This is a genomic window from Flavobacterium frigidarium DSM 17623, assembly GCF_000425505.1.
Lineage (GTDB): Bacteria > Bacteroidota > Bacteroidia > Flavobacteriales > Flavobacteriaceae > Flavobacterium > Flavobacterium frigidarium.
In genome coordinates this window covers 1-17,387 of sequence record NZ_KE384393.1, presented here as the reverse complement: position 1 = coordinate 17,387, position 17,387 = coordinate 1, and the positions used below count along the sequence as shown (strand labels likewise).

Annotated in this window: 11 protein-coding genes; 7 read left to right on the top strand and 4 right to left on the bottom strand. The window is 34.5% G+C overall.

Going from position 1 to position 17,387, the window contains the following annotated elements:
* Positions 1–282 precede the first annotated feature (282 nt).
* Positions 283–5,526 carry an endonuclease gene (locus tag H603_RS0114555; protein ID WP_035676159.1) on the top strand — a complete coding sequence of 1,748 codons (5,244 nt, stop codon included), beginning with the start codon at positions 283–285 and terminating at the stop codon, positions 5,524–5,526.
* A gap of 62 nt (positions 5,527–5,588) precedes the next feature.
* Here the strand turns inward: H603_RS0114555 and H603_RS0114550 are convergent, their stop codons facing one another.
* The 3 genes from H603_RS0114550 to H603_RS0114540 are packed head-to-tail and all read right to left on the bottom strand — an operon-like array spanning position 5,589 to position 9,564.
* A complete protein-coding gene (locus H603_RS0114550) occupies positions 5,589–7,181 on the bottom strand; it encodes an MFS transporter (protein ID WP_026709300.1) in 1,593 nt (530 codons plus the stop codon).
* Positions 7,182–7,187: 6 nt separating this feature from the next.
* Positions 7,188–8,249 (bottom strand): HlyD family secretion protein, encoded by a 1,062-nt coding sequence (locus H603_RS0114545; protein WP_026709299.1) that lies wholly within the window; start codon positions 8,247–8,249, stop codon positions 7,188–7,190.
* 1 nt (position 8,250) lies between these two features.
* Complete coding sequence (locus H603_RS0114540) at positions 8,251–9,564, bottom strand: TolC family protein (RefSeq protein ID WP_084157763.1); 1,314 nt, start codon at positions 9,562–9,564, stop codon at positions 8,251–8,253.
* A gap of 106 nt (positions 9,565–9,670) precedes the next feature.
* Here H603_RS0114540 and H603_RS0114535 point away from each other — a divergent pair, with 106 nt between their 5' ends.
* The 6 genes from H603_RS0114535 to H603_RS0114510 all read left to right on the top strand — a co-directional run bounded on the left by H603_RS0114535 (position 9,671) and on the right by H603_RS0114510 (position 17,009).
* Entirely contained in the window at positions 9,671–10,507 is an 837-nt protein-coding gene (locus H603_RS0114535; RefSeq protein ID WP_051219345.1) for an AraC family transcriptional regulator, read from the top strand.
* A gap of 190 nt (positions 10,508–10,697) precedes the next feature.
* Positions 10,698–11,615 carry a DnaJ C-terminal domain-containing protein gene (locus H603_RS0114530; RefSeq protein WP_026709296.1) on the top strand — a complete coding sequence of 306 codons (918 nt, stop codon included), beginning with the start codon at positions 10,698–10,700 and terminating at the stop codon, positions 11,613–11,615.
* A complete protein-coding gene (locus H603_RS0114525) occupies positions 11,612–11,902 on the top strand; it encodes a chaperone modulator CbpM (RefSeq protein WP_026709295.1) in 291 nt (96 codons plus the stop codon). The genes H603_RS0114530 and H603_RS0114525 overlap by 4 nt, the downstream gene beginning before the upstream one ends.
* Positions 11,903–12,080: 178 nt before the next feature.
* Complete coding sequence (locus H603_RS17175; RefSeq protein ID WP_051219343.1) at positions 12,081–15,149, top strand: PAS domain S-box protein; 3,069 nt, start codon at positions 12,081–12,083, stop codon at positions 15,147–15,149.
* Positions 15,136–15,522: a response regulator gene (locus tag H603_RS0114515; protein ID WP_026709294.1), complete on the top strand. Its 387-nt coding sequence runs from the start codon at positions 15,136–15,138 to the stop codon at positions 15,520–15,522. The genes H603_RS17175 and H603_RS0114515 overlap by 14 nt, the downstream gene beginning before the upstream one ends.
* A gap of 326 nt (positions 15,523–15,848) precedes the next feature.
* Positions 15,849–17,009, top strand: a complete 1,161-nt coding sequence (locus H603_RS0114510) for a cation:proton antiporter (RefSeq protein ID WP_245576127.1) — start codon at positions 15,849–15,851, stop codon at positions 17,007–17,009.
* 68 nt (positions 17,010–17,077) lie between these two features.
* Here the strand turns inward: H603_RS0114510 and H603_RS0114505 are convergent.
* Positions 17,078–17,387, bottom strand: a 310-nt coding sequence (locus tag H603_RS0114505; RefSeq protein ID WP_026708527.1) for an IS3 family transposase, incomplete at its 5' end; no start/stop codon positions are given.

Below are 17,387 nucleotides of genomic sequence, written 5' to 3'. Positions count from 1 at the left end.
ACTTTTTTAAAAGTACTTGCTTTGAGCTGTAGAACAATGTAATAAATAATTTTCTCTTGTTGTGATCAAAAATTTATGTGATATGTGTCAATTTGATTCTTAAAACTACAATTTTTACAATTAATAAACATTATATTCTATTATTAATCAACACATAACAACAAAATAGCAAGGATCGACTCAACATTTGGCTCACATATCCAAGTTAACAATTTATTAATATATACAGCTGATTATTGTTAACATTATCTTTATTTTTACGTCAAAATAACCAAAATTCATATGAAACAACTTTACATTCAAAACAAATTACAAATACTCGGGCTGCTTCTATTATTTTATGGAGTGTCGTTTGCACAAATTCCTTCCTATTATGATGGAACAAATCTCAACCAAACCGGGAATACCTTAAAGGCGACACTATCTCAATTAATTAGTGCCAATACAACCTCACTAAGCTATACACCTGGAGTATGGGACGCACTTAAATTAACCGACTTAGACCCTGCAAATCCTAATAATGTATTACTCGTTTACGGCTACAATGATAGTGATAATGATACAAGCAATGATCGAACTCGCTCTAAGGATGCCAATGGTGGGAATGCGGGTCAATGGAATCGCGAACACGTTTATGCTAAATCTTTAGGAGTGCCTAATTTAGGAACTTCGGGGCCTGGAAGTGATGCACATCATTTAAGAGCTTCTGATATCGCTTTTAACGCAACAAGAAGCAATTACCCGTATGGAGCTGGATCAGGGAATGCTAGTCTTATCAATAACACTTTTTTCTACCCTGGTGATGAATGGAAAGGTGATGTCGCTCGAATGCTGATGTATATGTACTTGCGCTATGGCGAGCAATGTTTACCCGCAAATGTTACTGTAGGAGCACGCACATTTAGCAACGATATCACAGATATTTTATTACTATGGAATATTGAAGATCCTGTCTCTCAATTTGAATTGAATCGAAATACCATTTTAGAGGGCGTTCAAGGTAATCGAAACCCTTTTATAGATAATCCCGCTTTTGCAACAACAATTTGGGGTGGTCCACAAGCCGAAAACCGTTTCACTGGAAATGCCACTGTAGATACTCAAGCACCAACGGCGCCTACTAATCTTATTGCTACTAAGATAACGCAAGAAACAGCGTCGCTTAGCTGGACTTCTAGTACTGATAATGTAGCTGTTCTAGGATACCGTATTTTTAATGGAACTACCTTTTTAGCTTCATCACAAAATAATAGTTACACTCTTTCAGGCTTAACAGCAAGTACTACTTACACTCTTACTATCAAAGCATTTGATGCTGCGGGAAACAATTCTCTTGTTAGTAATACCGTTACTTTTACAACTGCTGCCGCTGCAACAACAAACCCTGTTGCTACAGTATTTATTAACGAAATTCATTATGACAATGCAGGGACTGACCTAGGAGAAGGTGTTGAAATTGCTGGAACGGCAGGTACTGATTTAAGCAATTGGTCTGTTATTCCATACAACGGAAACGGCGGAGCAAGTTATACTCCAGCAGGAGTACTTTCTGGAGCAATTCCTGAACAGTCAAATGGTTTCGGAACCGTTTTTGTTGCTATCAGCGGACTTCAAAATGGTGCACCTGATGGATTAGCACTGGTTAATAATCTTGGTGAAGTCGTTCAGTTTTTAAGCTATGAAGGAAGTTTTACTGCAACAAATGGTCCGGCAATCGGAATGACAAGCACAGACATAGGAGTTATACAAAATGGACTAGATGCGGCTGGATTGTCTTTGCAACTTATAGGTACTGGTAACAACTATACTGATTTCACTTGGCAAGCAGCCACTACTAGCACTTATAACGCAGTAAATGCAGGTCAATATTTTACTAAAGTAGCTATTAAATTAGTAGCTCCTACAAATTTAGTAGCTTCAAACATTACTGCTACTTCGGTCACTTTATCGTGGGATCTGTCTAATGGAACTGCATACACTATTTACAATAATGACGAAGAATTAGAAACAGTTACTACTAACAGTGTCACTTTATCAAATTTAAAAGAAAACACAGCTTACAATTTTACTGTTAGAGCAATCAATGAAGCAGATGAAAGTTCAGAGCCTAGCGCTGCTATCGAAGTAAGTACTTTAAAAGGAATTGCTACGACTACATCTATCACTGTTTTTATAAACGAAATCCATTATGACAATGCAGGTACAGATCTTGACGAAGGTATCGAAATTGCGGGACCTGCAGGAACTGATATTACAAATTGGAAAATTATTCCTTACAATGGTAGCGGTGGTGCTAGCTACACTCCTATTGGACTTTTGTCAGGAATAATTCCAGATCAAGCAAATGGTTATGGAACAGTATCGGTAGCGATCGCTGGTTTACAAAATGGAGCTCCAGACGGAGTTGCGTTAGTAGATAACAACGATAATGTTATACAATTTTTAAGTTACGAAGGGAGTTTTACAGCGACAAATGGTCCTGCAAGCGGAATGACGAGTACAGATATTGGCGTTTCTGAAACGAGTACGGCAACTATTGGAACCTCTTTACAACTAATTGGGAAAGGAACAAAATATACCGACTTTACATGGGAGGCAGCAACAAATACTTTTGGCTCAGTGAATACAGGACAAAACTTTGGTGATTTGGTTTTCATTAATGAGATTCACTATGATAATGCTGGAACAGATGAGAATGAAGGTGTAGAAATCGCTGGTTATGCGGGAACTGACTTGACAAATTGGACGATTGTACCTTATAACGGATCTAATGGCGCGAGTTATACACCTATTGGTGCACTATCAGGAAGCATTCCAAATCAAAGTAATGGATACGGAACAGTTTATGTAGCCATCCCTGGTTTACAAAATGGTTCTCCTGACGGACTTGCATTGGTTAACCCAGAAGGAAAAGCAGTTCAATTTTTAAGCTATGAAGGTAGTTTTACAGCGACAAATGGTCCTGCAAACGGGATTACGAGTACAGATATTGGTATCGCTGAAGCAAGTACTGCTTCAATTGGTACTTCGTTACAATTAACTGGAGCAGGATTTAAGTACAGTGATTTTACTTGGCAAGCTACAACAGCAACATTTGGAGCAATTAATACGGGGCAATTTTTTAAAGATGTAGCCGACACTCTTATCGTTTTACCAATTGCTGAAGCAAGAGCAAAAGCAGACGGTGAAATAGTAACAATCACGGGAACGTTAACTGTATCTGATCAATTAGGGGGTTCTGCTTACATTCAAGATGCGACGGGCGCAATTGCTGTTTTTGACAAGACAGTTCATGGAGCAGGTTTATTCAAAATTGGTGAGTCACTTACAATTACAGGAAACAAAAGTACCTACAATGAACAAGTGCAAATCAGTCCCGTTAGCGCAGTAAAAAGCAACGGACAGGCTAGCCAATTAATTACGCCCCTTACGATCACTTTATCAGAAATGAGTGCGCACCCAGCTGAATTAGTTCGCATTCAAAATCCTGTATTTGCTAAACCAGGTGCTATTATTTTTGGTAATTCAAGTGTTGATATTACTGACGCCACAGCAAAGGCACAATTTAGATTAGATGCTGATGTGGCAGATCTAACTGGCTTTAGCCAACCTGAAAATTGTTCAGAGGTTATAGGTGTGATTTCTAATTTTTATGCGACACAACAATTATTGCCTAGAATGAAAAGTGATTTCCCATGTGCTGCTAAATACCAACAATCAGGTAATGACTTAGCCATTTCTAAAGATAAAACATTAGATATTGTTACTTGGAATATCGCTTGGTTTGGTGATGAGAAAAATGCTCCTACAGTAGGTCAAGCTAATGCTGATGAGGTTCAAAAAGAAGCTGTGAAAGCTGTTTTACAAAACCTAGACGCAGACATTTATGCTGTCGAAGAAATTTCAGATGAAGTTTTATTCCAACAAATGGTTAGCGAGATGAACGATTACAGCTACGTACTTTCGAACGCCACTTCATATCCTAATGATACCTCAACTGCTTCTCAAAAGGTAGGATTCATTTATAAAAATAAAACGGTAAAACCGGTAAGTACTAAGGTATTATTAAAAACAGTACATCCTTATTACAATGGTGGTGATGTTTCGGCTCTTGTAAATTACCCAACTGAGGATAAAACGCGCTTTTTTGCTAGCGGAAGAATGCCATTCATGTTAACAGCAAATGTAACTATCGATGGTTCCGAAAAATTAATAAATATTATTGATTTACATGCTAGAGCGAATACTTCTGGTGGAGCACAAGAAAAATACGATATGCGTAAATTTGATGTAGAAATGCTAAAAGATAGTTTAGATATGCAGTATCCTGATGCTAACTTAATTCTTCTAGGTGATTATAATGATGATGTAGATTTTACTGTATCTGATGTTACTACAACAACATCTTCTTATGATGCATACGTAGCTGATAATGCACGATATTTTATTCCTACAAAGTCACTTAGTGATAACGGTTTTAGATCGTATGCTACTTATGAAAATATGATTGACCACATCACACTTTCTAATGAGTTAGCTACGTCTTATATTTCAGAAACAGCAAGAGTACATTATGAATTTTACTCTAGTACCTATACAAAAACAGCTTCAGATCACTTCCCGGTATCCGTGCGTTTAAAATTGAAAGATTTAAAAATTGAAACTGCTTCTAGTTCGAATACTATTTGTTTTGGTAACGAAGAAGGGTTTGCAAATATTACTGTTTCTGGCGGTATTAGTCCGTATACGTACACTTGGAATACCGGCTCAACAACTTCAGAAATCACGAATCTAGCTGTAGGAATGTACACTGTAGTAGTAGAAGATGCTGTCAAACAAACAGTAACTAAATCATTTACTATTGAAGAATCTAGAGAGATCGAAATCCCAACAGCAGATGAAGTAACTGTTTATAAAGGGTATAGCCCGCAAGCGTATGCAACATTAAAAGCAGAGAATATTATAGGTGGTGTACTTCCGTTTTCTTATGAATGGAGTAACGGTGCAAAAACCCCTTCGATAAAAGTGTGTCCTGACCAAACTACAACCTACACGCTGACAGTAACTGATGCTGTGGGTTGTACTGCCATTACAGAGCGCACCGTAAATGTGCAAGACGTGTCTTGTGGAAATAACAAACGTTTTCCTAAAGTCGAGATTTGCCATAAAGGAAAAACGATATGTGTAGATGAGTATGCTGTGAGAGCGCATCTAGCGCATGGTGACACGCTAGGAAACTGCGACGATACTATTGCTGATAATTCTTGTGTAATTACAAATGTGATGGTTTACCCTAACCCGTTTGCTAGTCATGTAAATGTTAGTATTAATAGTACGGCTGTAGCCAAAGCTGATTTCTACATCTATAATATTTATGGTCAATTAGTAAGTCAGTCTTCTCAAGAGATTGCAGCTGGCAAATCTGTTACTAACTTAGAATTATCAAAATTGCGAAGAGGGTTTTATTTCCTTAAAACAGTAATTAATGGTAAAAACAGAAATATAAAATACTTGATTAAAAAGTAGAGTATCATTTTAAACCTAATTTTAAAAGCCATCAAAATCAATTTTGATGGCTTTTTTTTACCTTATATCGGAATTATTTTGGATCCTATTTTTCTAAAATGGTAATGCAAATGTGGTAGTAGCGCAATTCCTAACATTATAAAAATTATGGCAATTCCCATGTAATAATAATAATCTCTGGCAAATAGCAAATTAGTATGATTAGCCACAGCTTTACCTAACATTTTTTTTGCCATAACTTTAGCCTTTAACGGCGAAGCTCCATTTGCTGCAGCAGTATTTTCATAAAATTGCAGGCGCTGCGTTGCAGCAGTATTTAACGTATTTACAGTTCTACCTAAAACTTCATAATGCACGCTTACCTGTCTAAAATTCATAAAAGAAACCAAAGCTAAACTACATGTAAAAGCAAAAAATCGAAAAGAAACACCACTCAATGAAGCTGAAAAACTTTTTGATTCAGGCACTGATGTAATTAAAAACAATACAATAGATAACATCAAAATTCCGTTTCCTAAACCTTGAAAAAACAGCGGCAATAAAACGGATCGCACATTGGCCTCTGAGCCAAAAACAAATAACATTTGGATGTGATAAGTTAGTAGACATGCAAAACCAGCAAGCCATAATAAGCGCATAGGATGTTTTAAAAGAATAAATCGAGCAGTGACACTAATTCCTATTACAATACCCACGGCATTTACAAACATGATATAGGAATAGTTGTAAGAGTCTAAATGCATCTCATCTAGAAAAAAAGAATTGGCTACGCTTAAATCTCCTTTACAAACGTAGTATAACATTAGTAAAACTGCACCCAACTTAAAATTGCGGTATTTATAAATGTCTAAGTCTATAAATGGTCTTTTACTGTGTCGCTGCTTGATAATAAAAACGGCAATCAATATTAAAATACTCGCCGAGCAAAACCAAATTCGTGTGCTTTCATACCAGTCATAATAAAATCCGTATAAAAGAACGTATGCTATTGTGATTAAGATAGTCGTATAGATTATAAAACTAGACCAATCTAATTTGAATAGTGGAACTCTCTTTTGATGTAATCGAATCTCTTTTCGAAGGCTAAAGAACAATAGTAATACACCCGGAATCTGGACGTATATAATGGCCAAGTACAACACATTAAAGTCGTAATTCTGAAAAATATAGGCATCAAATAAATACGTAAACGCATTAGATATTAATAGCGTACCATAGAAAAGGGCATAGCCTAAAACACGAGATCGTTCAGAATGATATTGTGCAAAAATCAAGTTCAAAACGATACTTATTAAAGACACCGTTACCGCACCTCCTAGGTATCTAAAAACCATAAATATCATTTGGTTACTAGTACTATACAAAACAAAGTTGATTCCCGTAAAGAGCAAAACACTCAATAAAAAATAACTTTTGGAAGCAAAATAACTAAAAAACCGACGTTCTAACGGAAAGAAACTCGCAATACCAATGTAGTAAAGCACTATTGAAAACTGAATATCTGTAGGGTCTAAGCCGTAATAACTTGCTGCGCTTGAGATCCCACCTATGTATCCTGCCAGCATACAAATTACTGGCAAAATAGTTAGAAATAAGATCGTCTTAACAAGCCACTTGGGAACCCAATTTTTAAAAATAATTGAAGGCTGATTCATGATCTTTTAAATTTTAGATACTAGAACTTCAGCATTCATTCCCGCTCGTAATTTTTTTGTCTTGCTTTCCCCATCTATTAGTAAAATTCGAACAGGAAAACGTTGAATAATTTTTACGAAGTTTCCTGTAGCATTATCTGGCGGAAGCAATGAAAAACGAGATCCTGTAGCTGGAGCTAATGATTGAATTTTTCCGTGAAAGATTTGGTTATCATAAGCATCAACGGTGATTTCAACTTCTTGCCCCTCCTGCATTGAGGCAATTTGAGTTTCCTTGAAATTGGCCACGATCCATTTTCCTTGATCTTGATCCACTATAAACCCTAATGTTTGGCCTTTTTGAATCAACTGCCCTACTTGTAACGTTTTTTCTCCCATAATTCCGTCTGCCGGAGCTGTAATAGTTGCATATGTTAAATTCAATTCTATTGTTGCGACCATTGCTTCTCTTTGTTGCACGGTCGCTTTGGCTACAGCCAATTGAGAATCGACATCATTGATTTTACCTTTAGCCGTTTTGTATGAATTTTGTAGCGCTTGGTAATCTGCTTTAGCGATATCAAGGTTTGTTTTAATAGCTTCAAAATGTTGCGGCGTTACAGCTTCTTCTTTCAACAACTTTTCGTAGCGATTAAATTCTTGTTGTTGCTGCCACAGCCTAGCTTTAGCCCCAGCAATATTAGCTTGACTAATCGAGGCACTACTTACAGATGTTGCAGTATTGCTTTGTAGAACTAACAATGAGGCCTTAGCAGCACTCAATAATGCTCGTGCTTCCTGCAACTGCATTAAAGACTCATTATTATCAATAATTAATAATGTATCTCCTTTATGAACTCGTTGATGATCTTTAAATTTTATCTCTTGTACAAAACCAGTCGTCCTACTTAAAATAGGATTAATATATTCCTCTACTTGTGCGTCGTTTGTTTCTTCATATTGATACATTTTATACAATGTGATCGCCCCATAAATCAACAATGAGACAAGTACAAGTGCAGCAATAGCATAAGTTATTTTTACAGTAATCCTGTCGATGCGTGCGTGTTTTTCAGTATTTGTTGCCATTTTATAAGTTTCCTGTATTTTTAAGTAATTGGTAGTAATGTAACTGCTCAGAAATTTTGGCTGAAGCCAAATCATATTGCGCTTGCAACAACTGCGTATCAGCGTCGAGCAAGTCAGTGATTAATGAGAGTTGGTTAAAATAAGTTTGATTAAGGATGCGATAATTTTCTGCTGCCTGTTTAATATTCAGTTCTAATTCTTCAATTTTCTCTCTGTCCTCTTGGTATCGTTTATAGGCTCTATTAATATCTTTTCGCAATTGATCTTGAACATTTTCCTGTGCTATTTTTTGTTGTTCGAGCTGTATTTTAGCGGCAGCATCCTTATGAACATCGTGGTATATCGACGAAATATCATAAGACATTTTAATTCCTACTACGCCCAATAAATAGGGAGCATTGGAGTAAGGATACAATTTAATTTGAGGGTACGAATAGTTATAATCGCCAAACAAACCTACTCTTGGCAATTTATCAGCCTCTAGTCCTTCTATGTTTAATTCGCTTAATATTACCTTTTGCTCTTCAATTTTCTGAAGAGGTGATTTACTTATGGCGTTCTCTACATATTGATCATAACTTAGTGCTACGCGGTTAAGTTTAAAATCGATAGGATCGATGGGTTTCAAAACCTGCTCATCAGGATCTCCCATAAAAATATTAATTTCTTGCATAGCCAGTTGCTCGTCATTAACAATGGTTGTTAAAGCTGTTTTTTGCTTAGACAATTGCAATTGCGCTCTTAATAAATCACTTTTTAAGACGACGCCAGCCTTATGTAATTTTTCTATTTGCTTTAATCGCTCTTCATTTTGTTTAATGTTTTGCTTTACTAATTTTTCTAATTCTATGTAGAGCTGCAACTTTAAGTATGATGCGGCAACTTGATAATGAATCGCCTCAGTGGTTTCTTCTTCGATGTAATGTGAAAGCTCTTTCTTAGCAACTTCCTTTTGAATATTGGTTTTTAATTTGTGACCGTTGTAAATATCAAAATAAGCATCAAGGGTAGCCCCATAAATAGAATGGTCTTCAAGCGGTATAAAATTAGCATCATGTAAAATACCATTTGTAAACACAGGAATGTTGGCTAGTTTACCATAGTTTGCATTAAAACCTATTTCAGGTAGTTGTTTGCTTTTAGCATCCTTTATTGCCTCCTCTCCCGCAGCAACCTTCAAATGGTCTACTTTAATTTGCTTACTATTATTTAATGTTTTTTCCCAAACTTGTTGCAGTGTGATGGGGATACTATCTCTGGTAATAATCTGAGAATGTGCTATAAAAGGAAGAACAATTACTATTAATTGTAACATCCTTTTCATGTAAAAATTAGAATACATATTTAGATAAAAATTAAAGAGCAAAATTGCGACATATTTTTAAGTCTTATTTTACCAAATAAGCCATATATTTGTCAATATGAGCCACAATAAAAATTTAGTAAAAGTACCATTGGCTGAATTATCTTTTCTAGAGAAAATCGATCAATTCCCAAAGTCGACTTACATCTACCATAGTAATATGGAGGTACGACTTGCTATGCACAGTCATAGCAAACATCAATTAACTTATATTGAAGGCGGCGTTGCTTACTTACAAACTAAAGAGAACTCCTATTTCTTGCCTGCTCGTCACTTTGTGTGGATTCCAGCGGGATTAGATCATTTTATTGAGTTACGAACCTCTATTACCATGATGCGAAATATTTATATTCCTCCAGCGGCTTTAGCACCAAATATCTTTCATTCAAAAATGGGAATCTACCCAGTTTCGAACTTAATACTGGAAATGATTTCGTTTACCGAACATTGGAGTGAAAATATTACAAAAAAGGAATCTGAGAAATATTTGTACATGAAAACGTTAGGCAACGTAATCGCTTCAGCTAATAAAACAGCATTGGCTGTTGTGCTACCAACTACGACTAATATTAGATTGCGCCCCATCCTTAGACACATTTATTTTAATGTTGACCAAACTTTGCAATTACAAGATATAGCTAAAACATTTAGTTTGAGTAGTCGCAGTTTATCACGTCTCTTTAGAGAAAATTTAGACATCTCATTTTTGCAATACGTAAAGCTCACCCGCATTATACTGAGCATGGAAAAGCTATTACAAACTGATTTATCTATAAGCGAAATTGCTTATGCATCTGGGTACAATAGTTTGGCTACGTTTAGTAATACGTTTTACGAAATTGCAAAAGTACGACCAAGTGATTTTAGAAAAATAAATAGAGAAAAGTCAAATTAAATCATATGGCCCCATCCTATTTATTATTATAAATTGGATTTTATAAAACAGTAATACGTTTAAAATAAAACATGTTATTAGGACTTATCTGCTAAAGTTTGAGTAAATTTGAGAGAGCATATTTACTTCCCGATAAACAAATATTAAGTAGTAAAATATGTAATTAAGTAATTATAAAAAAATGTAAAACATGGCATTTATAGATTATTACAAAGTCCTTGGCGTAGACAAAAAAGCAACAGAGACGGAAATTAAAAAGGCCTACCGCAAAATGGCCAGAAAACACCATCCAGATTTAAACCCAAATGACAAGCAAGCCGAATTAAAGTTTAAAGAACTAAATGAAGCTAACGAAGTATTGAGTAACCCCGAGAATAGGAAAAAATATGATCAATATGGAGAAAACTGGGAACATGGTGAAGAATACGAAAAATCCAGACAAAATCAACAGAGACAACAGCAGCAAAGACAGCAACAAAGCAATGGCCCACAAGGAGGCTTTAATGGCTTTGAAGGAGGGGATTATTCTGATTTTTTTGAAACTATGTTCAATCAATCTAATGGTGGAAGTGGTCAACGTCGCAGTCCACAATATAAAGGACAAGATTTTACTACCGAACTAAATTTAACTTTAAAAGACGTTTATACTACTCACAAAAGAACACTAACAGTCAATGGAAAGAACATTAGAATCACCATCGCTGCTGGAGTAGAAAACGGACAAGTCATTAAAATTTCTGGTTATGGTGGAGAAGGCATTTCAGGTGGTCCAAAGGGAGATTTATATATTACGTTTTCTATAGATAATGATATTAATTTTAAGAGAGATAAAGAGAATCTTTATTCAACAGTAGCTTTAGACTTATATACTGCAGTTCTAAGCGGAGATATAACCGTAAACACATTTGATGGAAAAGTAAAATTGAACATTGCAGCTGGAACACAAAACAATGCAAAAGTCAAGTTAAAAGGAAAAGGATTCCCGGTTTACAAAAAAGATGGGGCTTTTGGTGATTTATATGTTACCTATCAAATTGCCATTCCCACACATTTATCTGATAAGGAATTAGAACTATTCACTGAACTTTCGAAAATAGCTACACCATGAATTTAGAAAACTTAACAACAGTACATTCTCTTGCATCTCAATATGACGTTACAGTAACTTTTTTTGAAGATTTGGACGAATTGGATTTAATCGAAGTGATTACGGTCGATGAAAATTACTATATTCATCATGACAACATATTTAAAGTAGAGAAAATCATACGCATCTATAAGGACTTAGAATTGAATTTAGAAGGCATCGATGTTGTGCTCAATTTACTAGATAAAATAGAGACATTGCAGCAGGAATTAATTGCTACAAAAAATAGTCTTCGCTTACATTATTAAAAAACATAATAAATTTTGCAAATTTCATGCCTTTTGCTGCTAAATTACTAGTTGTTGTCCTACCCTAAAAATGCCTCTAATAAAATAATAGTATATTTACTACCTACAAAGTACTGTATACGATTAGAAATTAACAACTTGCTATAAAAAAAAGGCATATTACAATTCCAGCACGATTATGAATCACCTTAAGGAAGAATTTTACCAATTGATAAAAAGTGACAGTAGCATTTTTGATTTTATTCAAGAGCATGCAATCGATGGTATATCTTATGCTTCAAGTACATATCCTACGGTAATTTGGGGCAATCCTGCTTTACACACCTTGTTGAAAAGTGAAGGTAATTTCTCAAATAAATCCAGCCTTGATGTTAATCAATTTGTGGTGAGTCTTAAAAATTTATCGACAAATAGTTCTGGTGAAACTGACAAACAAGAAGTCTTGTTTCAAAGAACTGACGGCCAGCTTATCAATACCGCATGTTCTTCTTTTTTTGTTTATGATGACGTTAAAAAACATCATGCGGTAATAAAAGGGTATAATCGATTAGATTCAAAAAATAATTTTGATCTCGACACTGTTCAATCAAAAAGCAATTTAAAAGAGCTTCAAAGACAAGTTGCCTTTTTAAACGAGTGCAATAAAGCCGCCACGATAGGATATTGGGAGGTTGACTTGGATAGCAACTCACTTTATTGGAGTGATGTAACCAAAATAATTCATGAAACAACTGCAAACTACAATCCTACAGTAGATACAGCGATCAGTTTTTATAGAGACGGGGAAAGCAAAAAAATTATTGAGAGTTCCTTTACATTGGCAGTATTAAAAGGTAAAAACTTTAATCACGAGCTACAGATAGTTACTGCTAAAGGCAATATTAAATGGGTGAGATCAATTGGTAATACAACATTTGTAGACGGTATTTGTAGAAAAATCTCTGGAACTTTTCAGGATATTACAAAATCTAAAGAAAATACTATTGCGCTCACAATAGAAAAAGAAAAATTACATAGCGTTTTAAAAAGTTCCAACATTGGGACATGGGAGTGGAATATTCAAACAAACGAAACACATCATAGTGACATGTGGGCAGAAATTTTAGGTTACAGTTTAGCCGAAATACATCCAGTCACCACTCAAAAATGGGAGCAGTTAGTACATCCAGAGGACGTTGCATTTTCGAAACAAAAAATTTCAGAATATTTTGATCGAAAGTCAGAGTACTATGAAGCTGAATACCGGATGAAGCACAAACACGGACATTGGGTGTGGATTTTAGACAAAGGAAAAGTAATTACTTGGACTGAGAATGATGAACCTCTAATGATGTTTGGAACGCACCACGATATTACCGAGCAAAAGAGAATCAACCAACGCAATATGTTATTTATAGAGCAAAATCCTAGTGCTATTGCCATGTTTGATAAACAGATGCGTTATTTAGTGGCTTCTAAAAAATGGAAGGAAGATTATCACTTGACTGGGAAAAAAATCATAGGTGAATCACAATATGATTTGTTTCCTAACATAGCTGCAGAGTGGGTAAACATCTATGAAAAATCAATTCTTGGAATTACAAGTAAAGGTAAAGACTGTCTTTTTATTCGAAATGAAGGTTCAAATATGTGGTTAAAGTGGGAAATCAAACCTTGGTATAGTGACAATGGCGCCGTAGCTGGCGTGATAATATATTCTGTTGATATTACGAAAAGAAAAGTAATTGAAGAAAAACTGCGATTAAGTGAAGAGGCCTTTAGAGGAAATTTTGAACATGCAGCTATCGGTATGGGGCTACTAGATGTACAAGGAAAGTGGTTAAAAGTTAATAATAGTTTAGCCTCTCTTATGGGGTACACTACTGAAGAATTTGTACAGCAAAGTGTAAAGGTCTTAACTCATGATGAAGATTTAGATAGCGATTTAAAGCTTATTCAAGAATTAGTAGAAGGCAAACGCTCGTACTATCAAATAGAAAAACGATTTATCACAAAGAATAAGTCTGTAATTAACGCCATTTTATCTACATCTATAGTTAGAAACGAACGTCAAGAGCCGCTATATTTTATCGTTCAAATAATTGACACGACTGAACAGTTAAGGGCCAAAAATCAATTATCAGAATCCATGTCAAGATTGGAAGGCTTGATAGATGCTAGCACTCATGTCGCAATCATAGAAACTGACGTTAATGGATTGATTTGCACTTTTAACAAAGGGGCAGAAAATTTATTGGGTTACAGTAGAGATGAAATGATACTACAAAAAACACCGCTATCATTTCATTTGGAAGAAGAAATAATAAATAGAGCGAATGAATTGTCGTTATCACACAATCCTGTCGAAAAAGCTTTTGATGTATTTGCTCTACCAGCACAAATGGGACTGTACGATACTAGAGAATGGACCTATATCAAGAAGGACCAAACAAAATTTCCGGTGCAACTGACGGTTACAACTGTTAAGAAAAACGAAATAATTACGGGCTATTTAGGGGTTGCGGTAGACATTTCATATATAAAACAAACTGAAAGAGAAATCCATACTTTATTAAATGTAGCAAAAGATCAAAACGAAAGATTAAAGAATTTTGCACATATTGTGTCTCATAATTTAAGATCGCACTCAGGGAATATTACTATGATGATGGATTTAGCAGTTCATGAGCAACCTGAATTGTTAGAGAATGAATTAATAAGAATGCTTCAAACTGCTTCAACAAATCTGCAGGAAACTATCATGCACCTTAATGAAGTGGTGCTTATGAATAGTGCGGTGAACGAAAATCTACATAGCATTAACCTATCTCATTACATGAAGGAGACAGTTCAAAACATGCATGCAGTACTATTTAACTTAGATGTCGATATTGATAACACTATTGATAGCAACATCAATATTTTGGCTTTGCCAGCTTACCTTGAAAGCATATTACTGAATTTAATGACCAACGCGGTTAAATATCGATCTGAAGATAGACCATTAAAGATTAATATAAGCACTGAGATCATAGGAAAATATGCTGTATTGACTATCGAGGACAATGGTATAGGAATTGATTTAAAGAAAAACGGCTTTAAAATTTTTGGTATGTATAAAACGTTTCATACTAACAAAGATGCTAGAGGAATAGGCTTATTTATTACTAAAAATCAGGTAGAAGCAATCAACGGAAAAATAGAAGTAACAAGTCAAGAACACATAGGTACAACCTTTAAAGTATATTTTAAACATGAAAAAAATTGATATAGCCTGCATCATCGATGATGATCCCATTTTTATTTTCGGCACAAAAAGAATCATGCAATTGACAAATTTTTGCAAGAATTTCATGATTTTCCATAACGGAAAGGAAGCTTATGAAAATTTAAAAGCAATTATCGAAAATAAGGAAAAGTTACCTGACATTATATTGCTTGATTTAAACATGCCTGTTTGGGATGGCTGGCAGTTTCTAGATGAGTTTATACAAATACCGAACAAGAGCGAAATCATCATTTATATAATAACAAGCTCTGTGGATCCAGCAGATATCGAAAAAGCAAAATCATACGATGCCGTTAGCAATTATATCGTCAAGCCTATAACCATAGAGAAATTAAAGCAAATGATGCTATAAAATTGGAAAGGATAATCACTTTTAATTAAAATGAAGCTTTATTTCAGTAACCATATTATTGTAACTTTGATGTAGCTGTAGGCTATAATTGAATAAGTATTTAGTTAAAATAAAACTAGCCATATAAATTTTAACAATATTATACGCATTGTACTCATAATTCGTTACTATTTTGTTTAGTTAAAGTAGTATCTTGCCTCCATAGTATAAATAATTGCTACAGCAAGTGCTTAAACGATTATTTAAATAACTGATATAATATGACTATAATAATTTCGCTTTGTTTATTACTTCTAGTAGCTTATCTATTTGATCTGACAGCTTCTATGACAAAGATACCTTCAGTAATATTGTTACTTATTTTGGGTTGGCTAGTTCGTGAAGTAACTGTTTTTTTCGAAATAGAAATTCCAGACTTAACTTCAACACTACCTATTCTAGGGACTATCGGACTAATCTTAATTGTATTAGAAGGGTCGCTTGAACTAGAATTAAATAAATCGAAAATTGGGTTGATCAATAAGTCCTCTTTAGGAGCATTTGTACCCCTTCTAGTTCTTGCTTTTTCATTGGCCTATGTACTACACTATTATGGTGGCTATCCTTTTAAAGATTGCCTAACAAACGCCATCCCATTCTGTGTGATAAGTAGTGCAATTGCGATTCCTAGTGTTCGTAGTTTGGGTTCAAGTCAAAAAGAATTTATTATTTATGAAAGTAGTTTATCTGATATTTTTGGCGTTATTTTCTTTAATTTCATTGCTTTCAACAGTAGTTTTGGCTTAGAAACTTTTGGTTATTTCTGTCTTGAAATACTTATAATTATTGCTATATCATTTGTAGCAACGATATTACTATCATTTCTATTAAACAAGATTGACCATCACATCAAATTTGTACCCATTATTCTATTGGTGATTTTGATTTATGAGATTTCAAAAATATTTCATCTTCCAGCGCTAATATTTATTTTAGTATTTGGATTATCAATTGGCAATTTAGATGAACTAAATCACTACAAATGGGCACAACGTTTTCGTTTAGACCTTTTAAATAAAGAGGTCGCTAAATTTAAGGAGCTAATGGTCGAAGGTACTTTTTTAGTACGTGCTTTATTCTTTTTACTTTTTGGATATTTAATTGAAACAGCCGAAATAATTAACACGGATACACTATTGTGGGCAATTGGTATTGTAGCTGCTCTTTTTGCACTGCGTTACTTGCAATTAAAATTATCGAAAATCCCGATGTTTCCCTTGCTATTTGTAGCGCCTAGAGGATTGATCACAATTTTATTGTTTTTATCAATAGATCCTTTGAGTACTATTCCAGAAGTGAATAAGTCCTTAATTATTCAAGTGATTTTATTAACGGCTGTAATTATGATGATAGGGCTAATGGTCACTGCCAAGCAGCAGGAAGCTATTCTTGAAGAAAAACGCAAGGCCAAGGAAAAAGCGATGAAAGAAACTCTGATTACGGAATAATAAAACTTTCAAATTAAAAAAAACTCCACTACTATAGACTGCACCCAAAAGTTTAGACAAATTTATAATTAATTTTGATAATAGTGAGCTCGATATTGTATCGGGCTCATTTTGTTTAAATTTGATTTAATTCTGTCGTTATTATAATATAATATGTACTCTTTAATCTCTTTTTTTAATTGATTTATAGAGTTGTACTTTTTAAGATAAAACAACTCCGATTTTAGTATTCCAAAGAAGTTTTCAATGATTGCATTATCTAGACAATTGCCCTTTCTTGACATACTTTGTTTAATTCCTTTTTCCTTTAAGAGTTGCTGATATTGTCGCATTTGATATTGCCATCCCTGGTCTGAGTGTAATGTTATATTGGTATTA

Excerpts from the sequence above, each read along its gene's own strand:
- H603_RS0114555 (WP_035676159.1), top strand. The coding sequence starts at position 283 with ATGAAACAACTTTACATTCAAAACAAATTACAAATACTCGGGCTGCTT.
- H603_RS0114550 (WP_026709300.1), bottom strand. The coding sequence starts at position 7,181 with ATGAATCAGCCTTCAATTATTTTTAAAAATTGGGTTCCCAAGTGGCTT.
- H603_RS0114545 (WP_026709299.1), bottom strand. The coding sequence starts at position 8,249 with ATGGCAACAAATACTGAAAAACACGCACGCATCGACAGGATTACTGTA.
- H603_RS0114540 (WP_084157763.1), bottom strand. The coding sequence starts at position 9,564 with ATGTTACAATTAATAGTAATTGTTCTTCCTTTTATAGCACATTCTCAG.
- H603_RS0114535 (WP_051219345.1), top strand. The coding sequence starts at position 9,671 with ATGAGCCACAATAAAAATTTAGTAAAAGTACCATTGGCTGAATTATCT.
- H603_RS0114530 (WP_026709296.1), top strand. The coding sequence starts at position 10,698 with ATGGCATTTATAGATTATTACAAAGTCCTTGGCGTAGACAAAAAAGCA.
- H603_RS0114525 (WP_026709295.1), top strand. The coding sequence starts at position 11,612 with ATGAATTTAGAAAACTTAACAACAGTACATTCTCTTGCATCTCAATAT.
- H603_RS17175 (WP_051219343.1), top strand. The coding sequence starts at position 12,081 with ATGAATCACCTTAAGGAAGAATTTTACCAATTGATAAAAAGTGACAGT.
- H603_RS0114515 (WP_026709294.1), top strand. The coding sequence starts at position 15,136 with ATGAAAAAAATTGATATAGCCTGCATCATCGATGATGATCCCATTTTT.
- H603_RS0114510 (WP_245576127.1), top strand. The coding sequence starts at position 15,849 with ATGACAAAGATACCTTCAGTAATATTGTTACTTATTTTGGGTTGGCTA.